The 19,826-nt window shown below is 64.0% G+C and carries 26 protein-coding genes; 16 read left to right on the forward strand and 10 right to left on the reverse strand.

Features of this window, described 5'->3' with window-relative positions; genetic code table 11:
* Positions 1-25 precede the first annotated feature (25 nt).
* Entirely contained in the window at positions 26-1,471 is a 1,446-nt protein-coding gene (cysS, locus tag LHJ54_RS08435) for a cysteine--tRNA ligase (RefSeq protein WP_228243449.1), read from the forward strand.
* Positions 1,468-2,406 (forward strand): D-2-hydroxyacid dehydrogenase, encoded by a 939-nt coding sequence (locus tag LHJ54_RS08440; protein ID WP_228243450.1) that lies wholly within the window; start codon positions 1,468-1,470, stop codon positions 2,404-2,406. Before cysS ends, LHJ54_RS08440 begins: the two co-directional genes overlap by 4 nt.
* Before the next feature lie 62 nt (positions 2,407-2,468).
* Here the strand turns inward: LHJ54_RS08440 and LHJ54_RS08445 are convergent, their stop codons facing one another.
* Positions 2,469-2,822, reverse strand: a complete 354-nt coding sequence (locus LHJ54_RS08445; protein WP_228243451.1) for a hypothetical protein — start codon at positions 2,820-2,822, stop codon at positions 2,469-2,471.
* The gene (locus LHJ54_RS08450; RefSeq protein ID WP_228243452.1) at positions 2,819-3,019 is read right to left on the reverse strand and encodes a hypothetical protein; all 201 of its coding nucleotides are present in this window, start codon (positions 3,017-3,019) and stop codon (positions 2,819-2,821) included. Before LHJ54_RS08450 ends, LHJ54_RS08445 begins: the two co-directional genes overlap by 4 nt.
* 98 nt (positions 3,020-3,117) lie before the next feature.
* On the opposite strand from LHJ54_RS08450, the gene LHJ54_RS08455 reads away from it, so the two are divergent.
* Positions 3,118-3,774 carry a S24 family peptidase gene (locus LHJ54_RS08455; RefSeq protein ID WP_228243453.1) on the forward strand — a complete coding sequence of 219 codons (657 nt, stop codon included), beginning with the start codon at positions 3,118-3,120 and terminating at the stop codon, positions 3,772-3,774.
* Between the two features lie 41 nt (positions 3,775-3,815).
* Positions 3,816-4,484 (forward strand): MBL fold metallo-hydrolase, encoded by a 669-nt coding sequence (locus LHJ54_RS08460; protein WP_277754161.1) that lies wholly within the window; start codon positions 3,816-3,818, stop codon positions 4,482-4,484.
* A gap of 7 nt (positions 4,485-4,491) precedes the next feature.
* On the opposite strand, the gene LHJ54_RS08465 is transcribed toward LHJ54_RS08460, so the two are convergent.
* Positions 4,492-4,920 (reverse strand): MAPEG family protein, encoded by a 429-nt coding sequence (locus LHJ54_RS08465; protein ID WP_228243454.1) that lies wholly within the window; start codon positions 4,918-4,920, stop codon positions 4,492-4,494.
* Positions 4,921-5,138: 218 nt separating this feature from the next.
* Between LHJ54_RS08465 and rpmF the strand changes: the two genes are divergently transcribed.
* The 5 genes from rpmF (at position 5,139) to LHJ54_RS08490 (ending at position 8,085) form a co-directional block, all read left to right on the forward strand.
* A complete protein-coding gene (rpmF, locus tag LHJ54_RS08470) occupies positions 5,139-5,318 on the forward strand; it encodes a 50S ribosomal protein L32 (RefSeq protein WP_228243455.1) in 180 nt (59 codons plus the stop codon).
* Positions 5,319-5,343: 25 nt separating this feature from the next.
* Positions 5,344-6,399 carry a phosphate acyltransferase PlsX gene (plsX, locus tag LHJ54_RS08475; protein WP_228243456.1) on the forward strand — a complete coding sequence of 352 codons (1,056 nt, stop codon included), beginning with the start codon at positions 5,344-5,346 and terminating at the stop codon, positions 6,397-6,399.
* On the forward strand, positions 6,399-7,364 hold the full coding sequence (locus tag LHJ54_RS08480; RefSeq protein WP_228243457.1) for a beta-ketoacyl-ACP synthase III: 966 nt from the start codon (positions 6,399-6,401) through the stop codon (positions 7,362-7,364). Before plsX ends, LHJ54_RS08480 begins: the two co-directional genes overlap by 1 nt.
* 83 nt (positions 7,365-7,447) lie before the next feature.
* Positions 7,448-7,750 carry an integration host factor subunit alpha gene (locus LHJ54_RS08485; RefSeq protein ID WP_228243458.1) on the forward strand — a complete coding sequence of 101 codons (303 nt, stop codon included), beginning with the start codon at positions 7,448-7,450 and terminating at the stop codon, positions 7,748-7,750.
* A gap of 32 nt (positions 7,751-7,782) precedes the next feature.
* The gene (locus LHJ54_RS08490; protein WP_373457075.1) at positions 7,783-8,085 is read left to right on the forward strand and encodes a MerR family transcriptional regulator; all 303 of its coding nucleotides are present in this window, start codon (positions 7,783-7,785) and stop codon (positions 8,083-8,085) included.
* 50 nt (positions 8,086-8,135) lie between these two features.
* Here LHJ54_RS08490 and LHJ54_RS08495 read toward each other — a convergent pair whose 3' ends face one another.
* From LHJ54_RS08495 to LHJ54_RS08505, 3 genes are read right to left on the reverse strand one after another with little or no spacing between them, the layout of a single operon-like run.
* Positions 8,136-8,897 carry a thioredoxin domain-containing protein gene (locus tag LHJ54_RS08495; protein ID WP_228243459.1) on the reverse strand — a complete coding sequence of 254 codons (762 nt, stop codon included), beginning with the start codon at positions 8,895-8,897 and terminating at the stop codon, positions 8,136-8,138.
* A gap of 57 nt (positions 8,898-8,954) precedes the next feature.
* A complete protein-coding gene (locus LHJ54_RS08500) occupies positions 8,955-9,632 on the reverse strand; it encodes a thioredoxin domain-containing protein (protein WP_228244337.1) in 678 nt (225 codons plus the stop codon).
* A 5-nt stretch (positions 9,633-9,637) separates the two neighbouring features.
* On the reverse strand, positions 9,638-10,186 hold the full coding sequence (locus tag LHJ54_RS08505; RefSeq protein ID WP_228243460.1) for a DUF721 domain-containing protein: 549 nt from the start codon (positions 10,184-10,186) through the stop codon (positions 9,638-9,640).
* 29 nt (positions 10,187-10,215) lie between these two features.
* Here LHJ54_RS08505 and LHJ54_RS08510 point away from each other — a divergent pair, with 29 nt between their 5' ends.
* On the forward strand, positions 10,216-11,262 hold the full coding sequence (locus LHJ54_RS08510; protein ID WP_228243461.1) for an A/G-specific adenine glycosylase: 1,047 nt from the start codon (positions 10,216-10,218) through the stop codon (positions 11,260-11,262).
* On the opposite strand, the gene LHJ54_RS08515 is transcribed toward LHJ54_RS08510, so the two are convergent.
* Positions 11,255-11,476, reverse strand: a complete 222-nt coding sequence (locus LHJ54_RS08515; protein WP_228243462.1) for a hypothetical protein — start codon at positions 11,474-11,476, stop codon at positions 11,255-11,257. The genes LHJ54_RS08510 and LHJ54_RS08515 overlap by 8 nt on opposite strands.
* Before the next feature lie 119 nt (positions 11,477-11,595).
* On the opposite strand from LHJ54_RS08515, the gene LHJ54_RS08520 reads away from it, so the two are divergent.
* Together LHJ54_RS08520 and nudC are read left to right on the forward strand one after the other, a co-directional pair.
* Positions 11,596-12,906, forward strand: a complete 1,311-nt coding sequence (locus LHJ54_RS08520; protein WP_228243463.1) for a serine hydrolase — start codon at positions 11,596-11,598, stop codon at positions 12,904-12,906.
* The gene (gene nudC / locus LHJ54_RS08525; protein ID WP_228243464.1) at positions 12,903-13,784 is read left to right on the forward strand and encodes an NAD(+) diphosphatase; all 882 of its coding nucleotides are present in this window, start codon (positions 12,903-12,905) and stop codon (positions 13,782-13,784) included. The genes LHJ54_RS08520 and nudC overlap by 4 nt, the downstream gene beginning before the upstream one ends.
* Positions 13,785-13,805: 21 nt before the next feature.
* On the opposite strand, the gene LHJ54_RS08530 is transcribed toward nudC, so the two are convergent.
* Complete coding sequence (locus LHJ54_RS08530) at positions 13,806-14,195, reverse strand: DUF1489 family protein (protein WP_228243465.1); 390 nt, start codon at positions 14,193-14,195, stop codon at positions 13,806-13,808.
* A gap of 45 nt (positions 14,196-14,240) precedes the next feature.
* A complete protein-coding gene (mgtE, locus tag LHJ54_RS08535; RefSeq protein ID WP_228243466.1) occupies positions 14,241-15,686 on the reverse strand; it encodes a magnesium transporter in 1,446 nt (481 codons plus the stop codon).
* Positions 15,687-15,808: 122 nt separating this feature from the next.
* Here mgtE and LHJ54_RS08540 point away from each other — a divergent pair, with 122 nt between their 5' ends.
* The 3 genes from LHJ54_RS08540 to LHJ54_RS08550 all read left to right on the forward strand — a co-directional run bounded on the left by LHJ54_RS08540 (position 15,809) and on the right by LHJ54_RS08550 (position 17,610).
* Positions 15,809-16,270, forward strand: a complete 462-nt coding sequence (locus LHJ54_RS08540) for a peptidylprolyl isomerase (RefSeq protein ID WP_228243467.1) — start codon at positions 15,809-15,811, stop codon at positions 16,268-16,270.
* Positions 16,271-16,342: 72 nt separating this feature from the next.
* Positions 16,343-17,026 carry a guanitoxin biosynthesis heme-dependent pre-guanitoxin N-hydroxylase GntA gene (gene gntA / locus LHJ54_RS08545; protein ID WP_228243468.1) on the forward strand — a complete coding sequence of 228 codons (684 nt, stop codon included), beginning with the start codon at positions 16,343-16,345 and terminating at the stop codon, positions 17,024-17,026.
* A 5-nt stretch (positions 17,027-17,031) separates the two neighbouring features.
* Complete coding sequence (locus LHJ54_RS08550; RefSeq protein ID WP_373457076.1) at positions 17,032-17,610, forward strand: DUF1989 domain-containing protein; 579 nt, start codon at positions 17,032-17,034, stop codon at positions 17,608-17,610.
* Positions 17,611-17,619: 9 nt separating this feature from the next.
* Here LHJ54_RS08550 and LHJ54_RS08555 read toward each other — a convergent pair whose 3' ends face one another.
* A complete protein-coding gene (locus tag LHJ54_RS08555; RefSeq protein WP_228243470.1) occupies positions 17,620-18,339 on the reverse strand; it encodes an FkbM family methyltransferase in 720 nt (239 codons plus the stop codon).
* A 138-nt stretch (positions 18,340-18,477) separates the two neighbouring features.
* Here LHJ54_RS08555 and miaB point away from each other — a divergent pair, with 138 nt between their 5' ends.
* The gene (miaB, locus tag LHJ54_RS08560) at positions 18,478-19,821 is read left to right on the forward strand and encodes a tRNA (N6-isopentenyl adenosine(37)-C2)-methylthiotransferase MiaB (RefSeq protein WP_228243471.1); all 1,344 of its coding nucleotides are present in this window, start codon (positions 18,478-18,480) and stop codon (positions 19,819-19,821) included.
* Positions 19,822-19,826 lie beyond the last annotated feature (5 nt).

A 19,826-nucleotide genomic window follows, 5' to 3' on the forward strand; every position in this document is an offset into this window, starting at 1 on the left:
CCCGGCGGCGCTTTAAGCGCAGCCCATGACCGACGCGCCGCTCCGCCTCTACAATTCCCTTACCCGGCAACTGGAAGAATTCCATCCGGTCCACCCTGGCGAAGCGCGCGTCTATACCTGCGGGCCGACGGTCTATAATTATCCTCACATCGGCAACATGCGGGCCTACGTCTTTGCCGATGTGCTCGGACGGGTGCTGGAGTGGAAGGGTTACAAGCTCACCCACGTCATCAACATCACCGATGTCGGCCACCTGACCGACGATGCCGACGCCGGCGAGGACAAGCTGGAGAAGATGGCTGCGCAGCAGCGCCAGTCGATCTGGGACGTCGCGCGCCACTATACAGACGCGTTCAAGGCGGATGTAAGGGCGCTCAACATCCGCGAGCCGTCGCAGTGGACGGTTGCGACCGATTACGTGCCGCAGATGATCGCGTTCGCGCAAAGCATTGCTGACAAGCACTGCTACCTGATCGACAGCGGCCTTTACTTCGACGTATCCACGGTCGCGGACTACGGCCGTCTTGCGCGCGCGAACACTGACGAAGGGGAAGGGCGGATCGAGCCGGTTGCGGGCAAGCGCAACGCCGCCGACTTTGCCATCTGGCGCCGCACGCCGCCGGGCGAGACGCGGCAGATGGAGTGGGACTCGCCGTGGGGCCGCGGCGCGCCGGGGTGGCATCTGGAATGCTCGGTGATGAGCGGCGAAGTGCTCGGCTTCCCATTCGACATCCACACCGGCGGCATCGACCACCGCGAAATCCACCATCCCAACGAGATCGCGCAGAACCAGGCGCATTGCTGCACCGATGGCCTCGACGTGGCCGAGAACAGCGGCGCGCGGATCTGGATGCACAACAACTTCCTCGTCGACCGGACGGGCAAGATGTCGAAATCGAGCGGCGAGTTCCTGCGCCTGCAACTGCTGATCGATCGCGGCTACCACCCGCTCGCCTACCGCCTGATGTGCCTGCAGGCGCATTACCGTTCCGAGCTGGAGTTCAGCTGGGAGGGACTGCATGCGGCGCTCACACGGCTGAAGCGGATGGTGATGGCGGTGGAGAGGCTGAAGGATAAAGCCGACCCAAACGTCTTGGAGAACGTCCAGATTGTCATTCCTGATCAAGCAGCCAGAGAGTTGTTCAATGACTTGAACACGCCGCGCGCGCTTGGTCACCTAGACGCTATGTTGGCCAAACTTGATCATCCGAACACAAAACTGGAAGCTGTCGGCAAGTTCGACAGTATGCTCGGCCTCGACCTCCTCAACCTCACTCGCGCCGATCTTCGCATCCGCCCCGAGGCCGCGCAGATTACCGAGGCCGAGATCGAAGCCGCGCTCGCCCGCCGCAGGGAAGCGCGTGCGAAGAAGGACTTCGCCACCTCAGACGCGATCCGTGACGAGCTCACCGCCAAGGGTGTGGAGGTGATGGACGGCGATCCACTGGCCTGGGAGTGGAAACTCACATGAGCACCGCAGTCCTGTCCGCCCTGATCCGGCCCCTGGTCGAACCGCGTCTGCCCGATTGGGTGGAGCCGCTTTGGTTCATGTCGCAGGACGAGGCGCTGGAACTGGCACCGCGCGCGCAGATCGGCTGGTTCGACTTCGCCCAGCCCGAGCCGATGGTGGAGGTCGTTAAGGCCGCCACCAACCTCGGATGGCTCAACTCCATCTACGCCGGGCTGGATTTCCTGCCGCTGGAGCTGCTGCGGGAACGCGGTGTGGTCGTGACCAACGGCACGGGCATCAATGCCGTTACCATCGCGGAATACACGGTGATGCTGATGCTGGCCCATGCCAAGGGTTTTGCGCAGGTCGTGCGGGCGCGGGACCGGCGCGACTGGCTGCTCGACAGTCCGGGCAAGCGGGAACTTGCCGGCGAACGGGTGCTGCTGCTAGGTACGGGCGCGATCGGCAGCCTGGTCAGAAACCGGCTGGAAGCGTTCGGCATGACAGTGGTGCCGGTCCGTCGGTCCGGTGCGGACGGCGCGCTGCGGCCAAATGAATGGCGTGCTCAGCTATCCTCGTTCGACTGGGTCATACTGGCGGTGCCGGCAACGGCCGAAACACAGCATATGATCGGCGCGGCCGAGCTGGCAGCGATGAAGCCTTCCGCCGTACTGGTCAACATCGCCCGGGGCAGTGTGGTGGATCAGCCTGCGCTGGTGGAGGCACTGCAGGAAAAACGGATCGAAGCGGCGCTGCTGGACGTCACGAGTCCCGAACCGCTGCCGGCTGACGATCCGCTGTGGCAATTGGAAAATGCGACGCTTTCAATGCATTTGTCCGGCCGCGCGCAAACCCGGATGTTCCAGCGTTCCGCCGACCGCTTCATCGAAAACCTGGAACGGTGGCAGGCGGGCAGGGCGGTGGAACCGCAGATGGACCTCGTGCTGGGGTATTGAAGCGGCGGTTTTTGTTTCGGCCGTTCGCCTTCACGTCCTGCAAACGACCGCCAAACCCCTGCTCAGCTTTCCTCCAGCATCAGCACCTCGCAGTGCACGATCAGCCGGGGCGACGGCAAAATCCTGTGTTCGACCTCCACAACCTCGGCATCGGCGACAAGATGACCTGGGATGGTAAACTCATGCTCGGCCAGGGTGGCAACAAACCGTTCGCCGGCATCCACCCCTGCCTCACCCGCAAATAGCAGGGTGAAGCTGTGCCGCGCGCCGCTATATGTCACGCTGGCCCAGGGTTCATCGTTCTGGGCGAGCACCTGGGCTTGATAATCCGCCAGACGGAGCAGTGCGTCGCGCAAGCGGCACGCCGGCCCGCGGCGAGTTGACCGGATGATTGGCACGTGGCTGACAGCGGTCACGCGGGCTCTCCTGTGTTGGAGCGGTGCTCGCCGAATTCCCGAATGAAGCGCTCTACTCTTTCGGTCGTTTCCTCGCGTGGAAGACGGCCGTTACGCAAATCCAGAACAAAGCGCGGATCGCGCGTCGCCAGGCGCCCGAATCTGGTGACCGGCATATTGGTTTCTCTCAGAAACTTCTCGATCTTGCGGATAAGCACTTGCGACCTCACTCGTGGCAGTTCGAATCATCTGTTCCCTCTTTGTTCCTGCGAAAAATCCTACTTGTCTAGGAAAAAAACGGCGCTATATAGGATTAATGGCCGAGTTATCCACGGACCCGCGTGACAGGTTGCTCGCACTTTCGCGAGAGCGAAATGTCAGCCTGGCTCGCTTGTCCAGCATGATCGGGCGTAATCCCAGCTACCTGCACCAGTTCATTACCCGCGGCAGTCCGCGTCGGCTGGAGGAAAGTGACCGCGGGCTGCTGGCCGAGTTCTTCGGTGTACCGGAACAGGAACTCGGCGCGGCGCAGGATAAATCCCAGATTGGTCGACCGGCAGGACAGCCGCTCGACTGGGCCAAGGTGCCGCGCCTGGCGCTGGGCGCATCGGCCGGATCGGGCAGCGTTCCGGTTGAGGAGGAGGCAACCGATACCTTCCGCTTTTCCCGCCGCTGGTTGCGGGAACAGGGGCTGGACGGGGCCAGGCTTTCTGCGATCACTGTCGAAGGCGACTCGATGGAGCCATTGCTGCGTGACGGCGACGAGATCCTTGTCGACCGCTCGGAGCGGCCGTTTCGCGACGGAGTCCACGTAGCGCGCCTGGGCGAAGCGTTGCTGGTGAAGCGGATCGCTGCGCTTGGGTTTGGCCGCTACTCTCTCGTGAGCGACAACAAGGCGTATCCCCCGCTGGAAGTTGCGGCGGATGAGATCGAGATCATCGGGCGCGTTGTCTGGAAGGGTGGGCGCATCTAACCGTGTTGCATTGCGTCGTGCGCCGCGCCACCTAGCGCCGCATGACCGACAACAAGCCGACGCCGCCCATGAAGGCAGCCATTCTCCCAGTTACTCCGCTTCAGCAGAATTGCTCGCTGATCTGGTGCACCGCCACCAACAAGGCTGCGCTGATTGATCCCGGCGGGGATCTGGCGAAAGTCCGATCCGGCGTGGCAAAGGCTGGCGTTGAGGTAGAGAAGATCCTCCTCACGCACGGACACATCGACCACTGCGGCGAGGCGGGCTTGCTGGCGAAGGAGTTGGGCGTTCCCATCGAAGGCCCGCACGAGGCGGACCGGTTCTGGATCAGCCGGCTCGACGAAGATGGCGCACGCTATGGCATCCGCGGCGCAGTGTTCGAACCCGACCGCTGGCTGGTGGAAGGCGACACCGTCACTGTGGGCGATCTCACGCTGGACGTGCTGCACTGTCCGGGCCACACGCCGGGGCACGTCGTGTTCGTGCATCGGCCGAGCAGATTTGCGATTGTCGGCGACGTGCTTTTCCAGGGCAGCATCGGACGGACAGATTTCCCCTTGGGCGACCATGCCGCGCTCATCGACGCCATCACGACCAAGCTGTGGCCGCTGGGCGACGACATCACCTTCATTCCGGGGCACGGGCCGGTCAGCACCTTTGGGCAGGAGCGCAGGACCAACCCATTTGTGGGCGATCACGCGCTGGCCTGAGCCTGAGCTAGATCAGTGTGATCCGGGCCGTGCCAGCTTGCGGTGGAAGCACTCCCGACGCGACCAGCACGGCGGCCACAGCCAGCACCAGCAACGTGATCAGCGTGATGATCGTGCCTGCCATGCGCAGACGGTTCTCTCGCTCCCGGTCCATTCCCAGCGCGTGAACCACCCGGCCCAGCCAGAACACGCCCGCCATGACCGTCAGCCACACCCCGCCGCGCCCGGCCAGTTCCAGCGCCGCCACCAGGATCAGCACAAAGGGCGCGCTTTCGACGAAGTTCAACTGCGCCCTGATGCGCCGCGCCAGCAACGGGTCGCCGCCGTCGCCGTGCAGCACCTTTCCGCTCATGCGCAGGCGAACGATCCGCACCATCAGCCACACGGCGATAAACGCGGCGGCAGCGGCGGAGGTGAGCGTGACAGGCATGAACATGGCTGGCGATCCTTGCGGGGTGACTTGATGAATTTCGAAGCAGCCATCTCCGGATAAGCCGCAGCCGGAGGGCTTGCAATCAACGGCGGTTTGGCTATGGGCAACCGCTTCGCCGCCTTAGCATCAGGAATGCGCGGCGCAACCTTACGAGGTTGTGCCAGCGCCTTACTTCGCTTAGGTGAGGCGGCAAGAAACACAGACAGACACAAGGTGCCATCATGGCAGTCCCAAAAAGAAAAGTATCCCCGCACCGGCGCGGCAACCGTCGTTCGCACGACGCCCTGAAGGTGGAAGCGCATCACGAGTGCTCCAACTGTGGCGAGCTGAAGCGGCCGCACAACCTGTGCGGCCACTGCGGCTTCTACAACGGCCGGGAAATTCTCGCTGCCGGTCTTTGACCGGCGCTGACCTTTGGAGAACGGCATGAGCCTGCCGCGTATCGCTGTTGACGCGATGGGCGGCGACGAAGGCGTGCGTGTCATGGTCGAGGGCGCGGCGCTTGCCAGGCGCCGGCATGACCGCTTCAAATTCCTGCTGGTCGGTGACGAGCGCCGCATCAAGGCCGCACTGGACAACCATCCCGGCCTGGGCGGAGCGTCGGAAATCCTGCACTGCGACGATGTGGTGGCGGGCGACGAACAGCCGTCCAAAGCGCTGCGTCGCGCGCGCAGCACTTCCATGGGGCTGGCGGTTGATGCGGTGAAGCGCGGCGATGCCGGCGCGGCTGTCAGTTCGGGGAACACCGGCGCGCTGATGGCGATGAGCAAGCTGGCCCTGCGCACGATGCCGGGCATCGATCGGCCGGCGCTTGCCGCCCTGCTTCCGACCCTCAAGGAAGAGGATGTCGTGATGCTAGACCTTGGCGCAAACCGCGAATGTGATGCCAGCAATCTGGTGCAGTTTGCGATCATGGGCGCGGCTTATTCACGCATCGTCACCGGTAAGGCTGCGCCCACCGTGCGGCTGCTGAATATCGGAACCGAAGAGAACAAGGGGACGGAGGATTTGCAGGATGCGGCCGCCCAACTGCGCGCGGCGACGGGGCTGGCCCTGCAATTCGACGGCTTTACCGAAGCTGACAAGATCAATCGTGGCGAAGTCGACGTGGTGGTGACGGACGGCTTTTCCGGCAACATCGCCCTGAAAGCAATCGAGGGGGCGGCAAGGTTCGTCACCGACCTTCTGCGCAGCGCCTTTACCAGCTCTGTCCGCTCGAAGATCGGTTTTCTTGTTTCTCGTCCGGCAACCGAGCTGTTGAAGCATCATCTCGATCCGAACAATCACAATGGCGCGGTTTTCCTGGGGCTCAACGGCGTGGTCGTGAAAAGCCACGGCAGCGCCAATGCGGCAGGCGTCGCCAATGCGGTCGCAGTGGCCGCCCGCTTGCTGGAAAACGACCTGATCGACCGCATCGCTGCCGATCTCGCAGAGTTGGGCGGGCGCCACGGGCCATCCACCAGCGGCACCGGGAAAGGGTGATGCTTCGCTCGGTACTCAGGGGCACCGGCTCGGCGCTGCCGGCGCGCATCGTGACCAACGCAGAACTGGCGCAGCAGGTGGATACGACCGACGAATGGATCGTCGAGCGCACCGGCATTCGCCAGCGCCACGTCGCTGGCGACGCGGAGACGACTGGAACCCTCGCTACGGCAGCGGCGGCAAACGCCTTGGCGGCGGCCGGCCTCAGCCCGAGCGACATCGATCTCATCATCCTGGCCACCGCCACGCCGGATCGTACCTTTCCGGCCACCGCGGCCGCCGTCCAGCGTGAACTGGGATGCGGGATCGGGATCGCCTTCGACATGCAGGCTGTGTGCTCCGGCTTCATCTACGCGCTGGCCACCGCCGATGCGATGCTGCGGACGGGGATGGCGCGGCATGCTCTGGTCATCGGAGCGGAAACGTTCAGCCGGATCCTCGACTGGACCGATCGCACCACCTGTGTGCTGTTTGGCGATGGGGCGGGGGCCGTTGTGCTGAGTGCCCAAGACGTGCCGCCGGACGGTCCGGGCATCATCGCCACTCGCCTGCATGCCGATGGCCAGCACGAGGAGTTGCTGTATGTCGATGGCGGGCCGTCCACCACGGGGACCGTGGGCAAGCTGCGGATGCAGGGCCGCGAAGTGTTCCGCCACGCCGTGACCAACCTTGCCGATGTCATGGAGCAGGTTCTAAACGAAACCGGTTTCGCCAGCAGCGATGTCGATTGGGTCGTGCCGCACCAGGCGAATGCGCGCATTCTTGATGCCACGGCCCGCAAGCTGGGCATTTCGCCTGACCGCGTGGTGACGACGGTGGACCGGCATGCCAATACCTCCGCCGCATCGATCCCGCTGGCGCTGGACGTTGCGGTGAGGGATGGGCGCATCCGCCCTGGCAATCTTGTCGTGCTGGAAGCCATGGGCGGAGGCTTCACCTGGGGCGCAGCTTTATTACGCACGTAAAGCGTTCAGGACGATAATTGTAATAAGCGCTAACAAGTGTTAAGTAGCGGCTTCGGGGTAAAACGGACAGGGAAAGTGGCGGCATGCGCATGGTAGGAACATTGACGCGCGCGGATCTCGCGGACACCATCAACCGCAAAATGGGTCTCTCGCGCACGGACTCGCTCCAGTTGGTTGAGGCGATCTTGCGGCACCTGTGCGAGTCGCTGTCCAATGGACAGAACGTGAAGATATCCGGTTTCGGGAGCTTCATACTGCGGGACAAGAACGAGCGTATCGGCCGCAACCCCAAAACTGGGGTCGAGGTGCCGATTACATCGCGCCGGGTTGTCACATTCCGCGCGAGCCAGTTGATGAAGCAGCGAATCCAAGAGGGCGGGGCCTGAGTACCAACAAGGAAGAAGGTGCGCTGCGCACCATCGGCGAGGTCGAGCGTCTGCTGGGGATCAAGCCGCATGTGCTGCGCTATTGGGAACAACAGTTTCCCATGCTTGCCCCTCTCAAGCGTTCAGGTGGCAGGCGGTACTATCGAACGGACGATATAGCTTTGCTCAAACGCATTGACCGCATGGTCAATCAGGAAGGCTATACGATCAAGGGCGCCCGCGCTGCGCTGTCGCAGGCTGGCGCTGCCGAGGCGGCGCATGACAGTCTGTCACGTCAGGAACTTGCCACCCGGCTGCGGAGAATCGCCGACCGCTTGCGCCAGGCGCTGGACTGACCGGCAGACAGCGGCGCCCACCGGCCGGGCCGGCGGACGCCGCTTGATGGTCAACGTGCGCCGGCCCGCTGCAAGGCCGCCTCAACCGCGGGCCACTGATTGCCGTCCAGCTGCTGCCCGTTCAGGAAGAAGGTCGGCGTACTGTTCACCCCGTCCTGGCCGTACTGCTGCGAGTTGTTGGCCAGCCGTTCGATGGCAGCCGTGTCCGCCAGGCATTGGCGGGCCTGCGTCTCGGGAATCCCGCGAGCGGCAAAGAAGTCGTACAGCCCCGCCGCCTGGGCAAAGGCGACGAAACGCTGTTGCGGCGGCTGCTGCAGCGCGGCTTCCAGCTGGGGCTGCGCAGCCTGCGCCTGGTTCAGGATCTGATCCAGATTGGCCCATACCTGGTTCGCGAGCGGGTGAACCGCAGCGGGCTGGCCGCACTCGATCAGACGGGTAAGCGCAAGGTCGAGCGGCCCGTGAATCAGGAAGCTGCGCAATTCGAAGCTCACGCGGCCTGAATTGACATACTCCTCGTCCAGCGGTTGCGCCGCGGCTTGCGAGAAGGCCGCGCAGGCCGGGCAGGTGAGCGAGGCGTACTCCACAAGCTTGATCGGCGCGTCAGGGTTGCCGATCAGATAGCCTCCCTCGGCCGTCACAGCGGCCACTTCGGCCCACGTCTGCCCAGTCGGCGGCGGCACCGTCGCCAGCGGTGCGGCGCTCTCGATCTGGGTCGCTTCGGCATCCTGCGAACCGCATGCGCCGACCGCCAAGGCGAGAGAGGCGGCAAAAAGCGGCACGGCGAGGCGGCGAAGTGGGGAACGGGCAGTCATTTCAATCTCCTGAGAACGGCGTGCTTCCGGCCCGGCTAGGCGAGCCGGTCACGGGGTTCAACTCCCGGGGTTCAGCCGGGCATCGATTTGCGGACGAAGGGTATTCCAGTCGTGGGTGGCGGCGAGCAGAACACCGTCGAGCGCAAAGCTCGGCGTGCCGCGGACACCGAAATCGGCCCGGCTTTGATCGGCGGCGGCCACCAGCTTATCGGCCCGCGCCTGATCCGACAGGCAGCGGTCAGCGGCAATACGGCTGAGGCCCAGCGGCTCCACCAGCGGGTAAAGGTCAAGGCTGCTGGCGATGGAACGTCGCCGCTCGGCCGATCTGGGGGCATCCGACCAGGCCTGCCGCTGCATTGCGGGGGTGCGCGCATACCGGCCCAGCCAGCCTTCCTGACGGGCCATGAATGTCGCATGCGCGGCAGCAAAGCGTTCGGCACCCGCGCAGTCCACCAGCATCGTAACGGTCAGATCCGCGCCATCGTGGATCATCGGCCGGTATTCGACGCTCACCTTGCCAGAGGCGGCGTAGACCAGGTGCAGTGCGTTGTCCGCTTGCCGGGCGAACTCCCCGCAATGGGGGCAGGTGTAGCTCATGAACTCGACAAGGCGGACCGGAGCCTCTGAACGGCCGATCAAGTGGCCTGCTTCGGTGCGGGTGGCTTTGGTGTCGGTGGACTGCGCCCAGGCCGCCCCGCCAATGCCGATAGTCAGAGCCGCGACTGCGGCAAGCATTGCTTTCACGTATCATCATCCCTGCTGCCAAGACTGCGCGCCAGTGCTTCGAGAACGGTGCGCAGTTCCGGGTCGCCGATATCGCGCAAGCTGTCGCCCAGTTCGAGTGGAATGGGCTTGAGCGAAGGCGGCGCCGTGCGGATCGTATCAGCACGCGGCGGCTGAACGGTTCCTTGCCGCAGCTTGACCCGCTTCACCGCGTTGTAGCCGAAAAAGCGGTTCACCCGCTCGATGATCTCGGGAACGACATGCTGGATCAGCGGAGCGTGGGCAGGCACGACCACGAGTTGCAGGATGCCGTCTGATTTCTCTCCCGGGGGGAAGCGGATCGATTCGGGCGAGCATACCCGGGCATGGCGTTCCCCGACGATCTCGGGCCAGCGGGACACGACGGATGACTGCACAAACCCGAAGCGGCGGAACGCGGTGCGGCCGATCTGCGGCATGAGGTCAGCGATAGGTTTGGCCGGACCGCCACGCGGCCGTTCGTACGGCTTGACCGGCTTGCTGGCGCGCCGCTTGGTCTTGACTGAGGTGCCTGGGTCCGGTTCCATCCTGCCGCCGGTCATGCCATAGGCGCGCGGTGAGTGCCAGAGACGAGACGATCGCGCAGCGCCTTTTACCCTGGTATGACGGCCACGCACGCGACCTGCCCTGGCGCAGCCTGCCTGGTGATGACTTGCCCGATCCCTATGCCGTGTGGCTGTCGGAAGTGATGCTGCAACAGACCACGGTTGCGGCGGTCAAGCCTCACTTTTCACGCTTTATCGAACGATGGCCCAGCGTCCACGCGCTGGCCGCCGCGCCGGACGCCGAGGTGATGGCAGCCTGGGCGGGTCTTGGCTATTACTCGCGCGCACGCAATCTGCTGAAGGCGGCGCGCGAAGTGGTGCGGCTGGGCCGCTTTCCCGATAGCGAAGCGGAGCTGCGCAAGCTGCCGGGCCTGGGCGTCTATACTTCCGCCGCGGTGGCGGCCATCGCCTTTGGCAAGCGGGCAGTGGTCGTCGATGCGAATGTGGAGCGGGTCCTGGCACGCTTTTACGCCATCGCCGATCCGCTGCCGGGCGCGCGCAAGGCGATCCGATGCGCGGCTGACCGGGCAACGCCTGACGAACGGGCCGGGGACTTCGCGCAAGCCATGATGGATCTGGGCGCGACAATCTGCACCCCCCGCGCGCCCCGGTGTATGCTCTGTCCGCTAAGCGAGAGTTGCGCGGGCCGCCTTTCCGGAGCGCCTGAAGCATTTTCGGCCAAAGCTGGCAGGCGCGCGGTGCCCGAGCGACGGGGCAAGGCATACTGGATTGAACGTGGCGGTTGCGTCTGGCTGGTGCGCAGGCCGGCCGATGGGATGCTGGGCGGGATGCGCGGCCTGCCGGATGATGGATGGAGCGCGCGGGCCGACGGGTCTTACGCACCCCCGCTATCGGGATCATGGACGCTGCTTGGTGAAGTGCGGCACGTGTTCAGCCACGCGCGGCTTGTGCTTGAAGTGCTCGCCTGGACAGGCAACGCCGAGCCGCCGGAAGCGGGGGAATGGTGGCCGATCGCCAGGCTGGACGAGGCGGGGCTGCCGACTCTGTTTGCCAAAGCGGCGCGGCTGGCTCGAGCCCGGCGGGTGCCTGCTAGATAATTCCGCCGCCCAGCATCAGGCGCAGAACCGCCAGAACCAGCACCAGCAGGCAGAAGTTGCGCCCGCCGTTGCTGCTCGACAACGCGCCGACCCCCACGCCCGCGAGTGCGATTGGCAGAACAAACCAGTTGCCCCACCCCAGGAAGGGAATGGTGGATGGAATGGCCAGCAACAGCGCGACGATGCCGATCAGAATGGAAACAATGTTAAGCATGGGCGTGATGTATGGTTGATACACCTCCCACTCAAGTGGTTCATTGACGATACAATGCCACTACCGCAAACAGCGGCGGTCCAATGAGACGCCAGACCAACAGCACAGGAACAACGCCTATGGCATACCGCGAGTTCGACAATGTCTCCCGACGCGCGCTGTTGCGGGGCGGTGCTTTGGCGGGGGCCGGCGCCCTGCTGTCCGGGTGGCTGCCGGCGCGGGTGCTGGCGCAGGGTGCGACCCCCTGGAGCGGCGTTTCGCAATTCATCGACAGCTATGTCGACACGCGCCGGGTGGCGAGCATGGTGGCGACGCTCGGCTGGGGACAGCAGCCGGCCACCACCATCGCCAGGGGAACGCTGACGCTGGGCGGCACCAGGGCTGCCGGTCCGGAAACTCTTTATCGCATCTATTCCATGACCAAGCCGATCACCGGGATGGCCGCCATGGCCTTGATCGATGACGGCCGGCTGGCACTTGATCAGCCGCTGTACGATATCCTGCCAGCCTACCGCGACATGATGGTGCAGCGGACCTATGACGGGTCCATCACCGACCTTGTTCCGGCGGAACGGCCGATCACTATCCGGCACCTGCTGACCCATACCGCGGGACTGGGTTACTCCGTGGTGCAACGGGGGCCGATTGCCCGCGCGTATGAACAGGCGGGAGCGGTTCCGGGGCAAGTCACCAAGCTGCCGCTTGCGGCGGTTTTCGGGCGCGGACAGCCGGTGCGTGGCCTCGCCAATTTCGCCGACAACCTCGCCCGCCTGCCGCTGGTCGCGCAGCCAGGTACGCGGTGGAGCTATTCGGTGTCCCTCGACCTGCTGGGACGCGTCATCGAGGTTGCGTCGGGCAAGGCTTTTGATGCCTTTCTCAAGGAACGGTTCTTTGACCCGCTGGAGATGAACAGCACATACTTCCGGGTGCCGCAGCGTGATTTGCCGCGCCTCACCACCAATTATGGCGTGGTGGCTGGAACGCTGGTGCCGATCGACCCGCCGGAAATGTCGATCTTCGCCGACGAACCGGCGTTTCCGTTCGGCGGGGCAGGCTTGGTGTCGACACCGGCCGATTACGACAAGTTCCTGCAGATGCTGGTCGGCCATGGCGTTTACCGGGGCAGGCGGATCATGGGCGAACAGGCGGTGCGGCTGGGCACCTCGAATCTGTTGCCGGAAGGAGTCAGCACCGAGAACACCTATGCCGCAGGATCGGGTTTCGGTGCGGGCGGCCGGGTCGGTCTGGGCGAACAGGCCGGAACCTTCGGCTGGGGCGGTGCGGCCGGCACCGTTGCCTTCGTCAACATGGGCAATGGTCTGCGCGCCAACCTGATGACGCAATACATGCCTGCCGAAGCGTATGCGGTTCACACGGGGTTTCCTGCTGCTGTGCTGAAGGATTTGCTGGCGATGTCCGGCCGGGCGTGACCCTGCCGCCACTCGCCTTCAGCGGCTCTCCGATAGAGCGCGCCGATCACATCCGCTGCGATGCGGATGCGTTGGCGGACCAGATGAACTGGCGGGCAAGACTGCTGCTGCTGGATGGCCTTGCTCCGGGTCTGGACCTGAATGGCGGTCTCGTCTGGGCCAGCCTTGCCGATGCGCCCGAGGGAGCGGAGCTGGTCTTCCTCGGGTTGCTGGAGGGGCGCGCCTGCTTTGCCGCCGTGCCTGAGCACGGGGCGACCGGGCCTGCCTACAGCCAGCCGCAGCTGTGGAACGCCATGCAGGCGATGACCGCCCCTGACCTCGCGCTTTACGGTGCCGCCCGTAGCCTCGTCGACTGGCACGCGCGGCACCGGTTCTGCGCCCGCTGCGGCGCGGCGACCGTTCTGACCAAGGGCGGCTGGCAGCGCGACTGCCCCGCCTGCCAGGCGCAGCACTTCCCCCGCGTTGATCCTGTCACCATCATGCTGGTGGAACATGGCGACAGCCTGTTGCTGGGTCGTCAGCCGCGCTTTCCGCCTCATGCTTATTCGGCGCTGGCTGGGTTCGTCGAGCCGGGCGAGACAATCGAAGAGGCGGTGGCGCGCGAGGTGGCGGAGGAAGCCGGCGTGTCAGTCGGTAGCGTGCGCTACATTGCCAGCCAGCCGTGGCCGTTCCCCTCTCAGCTGATGATCGGATGCCACGCGATCGCCGCGTCCACCGTCCTCACCATCGACCGGACCGAGCTGGAGGACGCGCGCTGGTTCACGCGCGAACAGGTTGCCGCGTCACTGGTTGCCGGGCGCGGAGGGGGCGGGCCGTTCTCTCCCCCGCCACCAGCGGCCATCGCGCATCACCTGCTGCAATGGTGGCTGCGGAGGTGACGCAGCCATTGCGCCTGTCGATCACATCAGGCCCAGCTCGGCCAGTCTGCCCGCCAACCGGTGCGGGAGGAGGTCGCCACCGTGTTCTCCATCCGCCAGGTCCCGCGGCGGTTCTCCTTTGAGGTAGCGCCAGCCCTGGTGCGCTCGTCTGGGCAGCGGCACCACCGGGACAAGCCGCGCATCGAGGTCGATCCACCAGCGGCCGCCGTCCTGCTCGCGAAAACCGAGGATGAGGGAGCGGGCGACCAGATTGTGTTCGTGTATCCAGTACAGCGAACCGCCAATGCATTCCTCCCACCGGGTCGGGCGATAGCGGGTGTTGACGGCGAGGCGGGTCCGACCCGCGAACCAGGCCGCGATGTCGGAATAACTTTGCGCTCCATAAGCGATCTTGGTGAGGTGAAGCGGCATTTCGGCCGATATGGGTTGGCCACGCCAGGTGGAAAGAGGTCTTGCTCAGACCAGACCAAATGCCACCGCCAGGCCGAGAAAGACAAGAAAACCCATCGAGTCCGTTGTCATGGTCACAAAGATGGAGGAAGCGATCGCCGGATCGATGCGCAACCGTTCCAACGTCAAGGGCACCACCACGCCCGCCAACCCCGCGATCATGATGTTGCACATCATAGCCAGCGCAATCACCGCGCCGAGCATGGTGTTGGCAAAGAGGGCGCTTACCACAAAGCCAATCACCACAGCCACGGTTGTTCCGTTAAGAAGCGCAATGGAGACCTCTCGCCGGATGGCCCGGAAGGTGTTGGCCGAAGTCAGCTGGTTGGTGGCGAGCGCCCGGACCGTCACTGCCAGGGTCTGCGTTCCGGCGTTGCCGCCGATGCCGGCGACGATCGGCATCAGCACCGCCAACGCTACCATGGCGGCGATCTTGTCCTCGAACTGCGAGATCACCGTGGAAGCGACGGACGCGGTCAGCAGGTTGGCGAGCAGCCACCTGACGCGCGCCTTGTAGGCATCGCGGATCGGCTCGTTGATGTCGCCCTCTCCCGCGCCGGACAGGAGCATGGTGTCCTCCTGGGCCTCTTCCGAGATGATGTGCACCACGTCGTCCACCGTCATCTGCCCGACCAGCCGGCCGCTCCCATCGACGACCGCTGCCGAGATGAGGCCGTATTTCTGGAACATCAGCGCTACTTCCTCCTGATCCATCGTGACGGGGATCAGGGTCTGGTCTCGCTGCATCACATCCGCGAGCGGCACCGATCTGGGCGTGCGCAAGATCCAGGACAGCTGGCAGGTGCCAAGCGGATGATGGGCGTGGTCGACAACGAACACTTCCCAGAAGTTGTCGGGCAAATCGCCGTTGTCGCGCAGGAAGTCGATCAGATTGCCCACGGTGAGGTGTTCGGGAACGGCCACGAAATCACGGCTCATCAACCGGCCGGCGGTTTCTTCCGGATAGGCAAGGGCGCTTTCGATGGCGTGCCGATCTTCGGCGTCGAGTTCGTCGAGGACCGCCTGACGTTCCGGCGCGTCCAGATCTTCCAGCAGCTGAACCGCGTCGTCATATTCCAGCTGCTCGGCAATGGACGCGACCGCGGCGGCGGGCAGGGCGTCCATCATCTCTTCGCGGACATAATCGTTCAGTTCCGCGACGACCTCGCCCGTCATCAGGTCGGTGATCGCGGCTGCCAGCCGGGTGCGTTCGTCCCGTTCCAAAAGTTCGAAGAGGTCGGCTATGTCCGCGGGGTGCAGCGGTTCGACCAAGGCATAAACCGTCGCCTTTTCATCCGCCTCCAGCGCCGCCTGCACCGCGCGGACGTATTCGGGTTTGAGGCGGTTTTCCTCGTCATGCCGGGCATCGTCGATGCGATCGTCAGGACGCGGCGGGTCCTCCGCTGACCGGTCCAGCAGGTCCGCGCCGACAGGAGGAGGAGTGTTCGCCATCCGGCCCGCTCTACGGCGGAAGCAAGCAAAAGCAAGCCACCCCGAACGGCTCCCAAGCGGGTGACAAGCCCGGTGAAGCCTTTATATCGGCCGCCACACGGAACAACAGGAGTTTACCCCAAATGGCCGACACCCTGACACTTACACTGGATACCGGAAGCGGTGAGCCGGGCGACGTCGTTATCCGCCTCCGCCCGGATCTGGCACCCGGTCATGTCGAACGGATCACCGAACTGGCGCAGGAAGGGTTCTACGACGGCGTCGTCTTTCACCGCGTCATTCCCGGCTTCATGGCGCAGGGCGGCGATCCGACAGGAACCGGCATGAGTGGCAGCGACAAACCGGACCTCAAGGCCGAATTCAACAGCGAACCGCACGTGCGCGGCGTCTGTTCCATGGCGCGCACACAGGTGCCCGACAGCGCCAACTCGCAGTTCTTCATCTGCCTCGATGATGCCCGCTTCCTGGACAAGCAATATACAGTGTGGGGCGTGGTCGAAAGCGGCATGGAGCACGTGGACGCGCTGCCCAAGGGCGAGCCGCCCCGCAATCCAGGAAAGATTGTCAAAGCCACGGTAAACTGAGGCCCACTACCAATCCTTACATTGATGTAGATTAGCGCCGGACCCGAAAGCCGGGTTCGGCGTTGTGAACGCATGTTCATCGAAAACACTGCCACCGGTGAGGCGTTGTCGCCGTCAGACGCTTTCTTTGACAAGATCAGGCAAAAGGAATTCCCATGTGTCGGGGCTAAATCGGCGCTGGCCAACGACCGGATGAAGGTGATGGTTGCCCGTGACCTTACGAGCGGGTGGAATGACCTTCAGATTCACGATGCCTTGCTTGACTGGGCGGCGCTCGATCTGCCGCCTGACGACCTGCGCAGCTTTGCGGTGATTTTCGGCCGACCCCATAATTTGACAGAAGCGCAGTTTGAGCGCGCGATGTGGGAACGCATCCAGTCGCTCAGCGACAAGGACGCGTGGAAGGGGCAGCCTTACGATCCTTCCGTCAGCCACGATCCGGAGCATCCCGATTTCTCGCTCAGCTTCGGCGGCGCCGCCTTCTTCGTCGTGGGACTGCACCCCAACGCCTCGCGCCCGGCACGGCGCTTTCCCAACCCGACGCTCGTGTTCAACTTGCATCACCAGTTCGAAAGGCTGCGCGAAAAGGGGATTTACGAGCGGATGCGCGAACGTATCCTCGATCGCGACAAGGAACTGGCAGGGGATATAAACCCCATGCTCGCTCGTCATGGCGAGTCCAGCGAAGCACGGCAATACAGCGGCCGTCTGGTCGGTGACGATTGGCAGTGCCCTTTTCGCAGGCGGCAAGTTTGAGCCAAGTGACAATCATCCCGCCGCGCAGCGGAACAGCATTCGAACTGGCGGCAGGTCAACGGCTGACCATCATCGACCCGGAAGGGTCGCAGGTGTCGGACCTCGTCGCCTATGCCCTTGGCGACACCCGCCATACGCTGTCGAACGGTCGCACTTTCGACTATGAAGAGACGTTGAAGCTGACAACGGGAAACCGGCTGTGGTCGAACCGGTCACAGGTTATGCTGGAGATCGTGGAGGACGCGGTCGGGGTGCACGACTTCCTGCTGACCCCGTGCAGCACGGACACGTTCCGGCATTTTTATCCTGACAAGCCGCTCCATCGCGGGTGTTTCGGCAACCTTGCCGCCGCGCTGGCGCCATATGGTGTGACAGAGGACGACATCCCGACCGCCTTCAACGTTTTCATGAACGTGCCGTTCGATGGCAAGATCGGGGCTATCAGGGTCGACCCGCCGGCAAGCAAGGCAGGCGACCACATCATTCTGGAGGCCAGAATGGACCTGATCATCGGCCTCACCGCGTGTTCAGCCTACGCCTCCAACGGAGGCAGTTTCAAGCCGATCGCCTACAAGATCGCGTGAGAGAGCAACCTATTGCAGCACAGAGGCGCGGGAGGCGTCGGGGAAATGAAAGAAATCGGGCCGCAACTCGCTATTGATCGGGCAGAACATCAGATCGATCTGTACCAGGCAATCCTGCAACCTTACCTCTCCCGCTATGTCGCACGGGGTAAACCCGCGCTCATCCATGAAGCTGATTACCTCGCCGATCTTGGGTGCGCCTTCGTTATACGACAGGAATGCTGTTTCCAGCTGCACCAGGCTCGCCGCAGCCAGAGTGTTTTCGCCCCCTTTCAGAACTTCGAGTTCGGCCCCTTGCACGTCGATCTTCAGAAACAAATCGGTGCTGCCGTCTGCGCCCACCACCTCGTCGAGAGTTCTGGTTCGCAAACATGACACCTCTCGAGGAACGTCGCTTTGTTCGGGGAAGATCGAAGAACCCGTTTCCATGGTGAAGAAGCTGACCATTCGGCCCGACTCCGCTCCGAGCACGGCGATTTCAAGGAGCAGGCCGGGGTGATGCCGGCAGACGTCCTCCAGCAGGGACCGCTTGCCTTCCTGCGCCTCGATCATCAAAGTGGGTAGCTGGCCCCAGACTTTGCGGGCCAGCTTGGACCATTCCCCCTCGTAAGCGCCGACATCAACTATACCAGCAGGTCGGTAACCGCGCCGCAGAAGTCGGCGGTAGACCGTCTCTTCCTGGCCGATCGGCCGGCGGTCAAAAACGCGAGCCAACATCTCAGAGAGCATTCTTTGCCTCCTTCTGCTGTGGCCTCCTTATGCACCGGGATCGGTGGAACAACAAGGTGCAGGCAAGCACCCGCGTCCTCTTGGCACCAGATCACTTCCGGTTGAGAACCGGGTGACAATCTGTCAGTGGCTTAGCGCATGAAATCCTCCGATCTGCCCAGGACGTACCGCGTCAAGAGCTTCGGCTGCCAGATGAACGTCTATGATGGCGAGCGGATGGCCGAGTTGCTGGCGAGCCGCGGCATAGCTCGCGCGGCAGACGGCGAGGAGGCGGATCTGGTGGTGCTCAACACCTGCCACATCCGCGAGAAGGCGGCCGAAAAGGTTTACTCCGACATCGGGCGCATCACCAAGGCCGGGCGAAAGGCCGGCAGGCAGCCGCTGATCGCGGTGGCCGGCTGCGTCGCCCAGGCCGAGGGTGAAGAAATCATGGCCCGCGCTCCCGCGGTCAGCATGGTTGTTGGACCGCAGGCCTACCATCGCCTGCCCGAACTGCTCGACCGGGCGACGAAGGGGCAGAGAGCCACAGAGATCGACCTGCCGGCACTGGACAAGTTCGCCGCGTTGCCTGAACGCCGCCGCGTAGGCCCAGCCGCTTTCCTGACGGTGCAGGAAGGGTGCGACAAGTTCTGCACCTATTGCGTCGTGCCCTACACCCGGGGTGCCGAAATCTCCCGCCCGTACCACCATCTGGTCAACGAAGCGCGCCGCCTGATCGAAGCCGGCGCGAGGGAGATCACGCTGCTGGGCCAGAATGTATCTGCCTGGGCGGGAGAGGACGAGCAGGGCAGGGCCGTTGGATTGGCTGACCTGATCCGGCGGCTGGCACGAGAAGATGGCCTTGAGCGTATCCGCTACACCACCAGCCATCCAGCCGACATGGACGACAATCTGATCGCCGCACATGGCGAGGTGGCAAAGCTGATGCCGTTTCTGCACCTGCCGGTACAGGCAGGCAGCAACCGGGTGCTGAAGGCCATGAACCGCAGCCACACTGCGGAAAGCTACCTGCGGCTGCTCGAGCGTTTTCGTGCTGCCCGCCCGGACCTTGCTCTGTCTGGCGACTTCATCGTCGGCTTCCCCGGCGAAACGGAGGCGGAGTTCGCGCAAACCCTCGCCCTGGTGGACGAGGTAGGCTACGCGCAGGCGTTCTCGTTCAAGTATTCTCCGCGTCCCGGCACACCGGCCGCCACAATGCCGGAACAGGTTTCGCGCGAAGTGGCGGATGACCGGCTGGCACGGTTGCAGGCCGCACTCAACCGGGATCAGATGGCCTTCAACAAAGCGTCGGTGGGCCGTGTCTGCGAGGTCTTGGTGGATCGCAAGGGTAAGCTGCCGGGGCAATGGCTGGGCAAATCGCCGTGGCTGCAATCCGTGTGGTTTGAAGGCGAAGCGCAGATTGGCGACATCGCGCGGGTCGCACTGGTCGAAGCCGGGGCCAATTCGCTGGCCGGCCGGCTGCAAGCATCCGTCGCCGCCTGACGCAC

Origin of the sequence: Porphyrobacter sp. GA68, assembly GCF_022605525.1 — a bacterium.
GTDB lineage: Bacteria > Pseudomonadota > Alphaproteobacteria > Sphingomonadales > Sphingomonadaceae > Qipengyuania_B.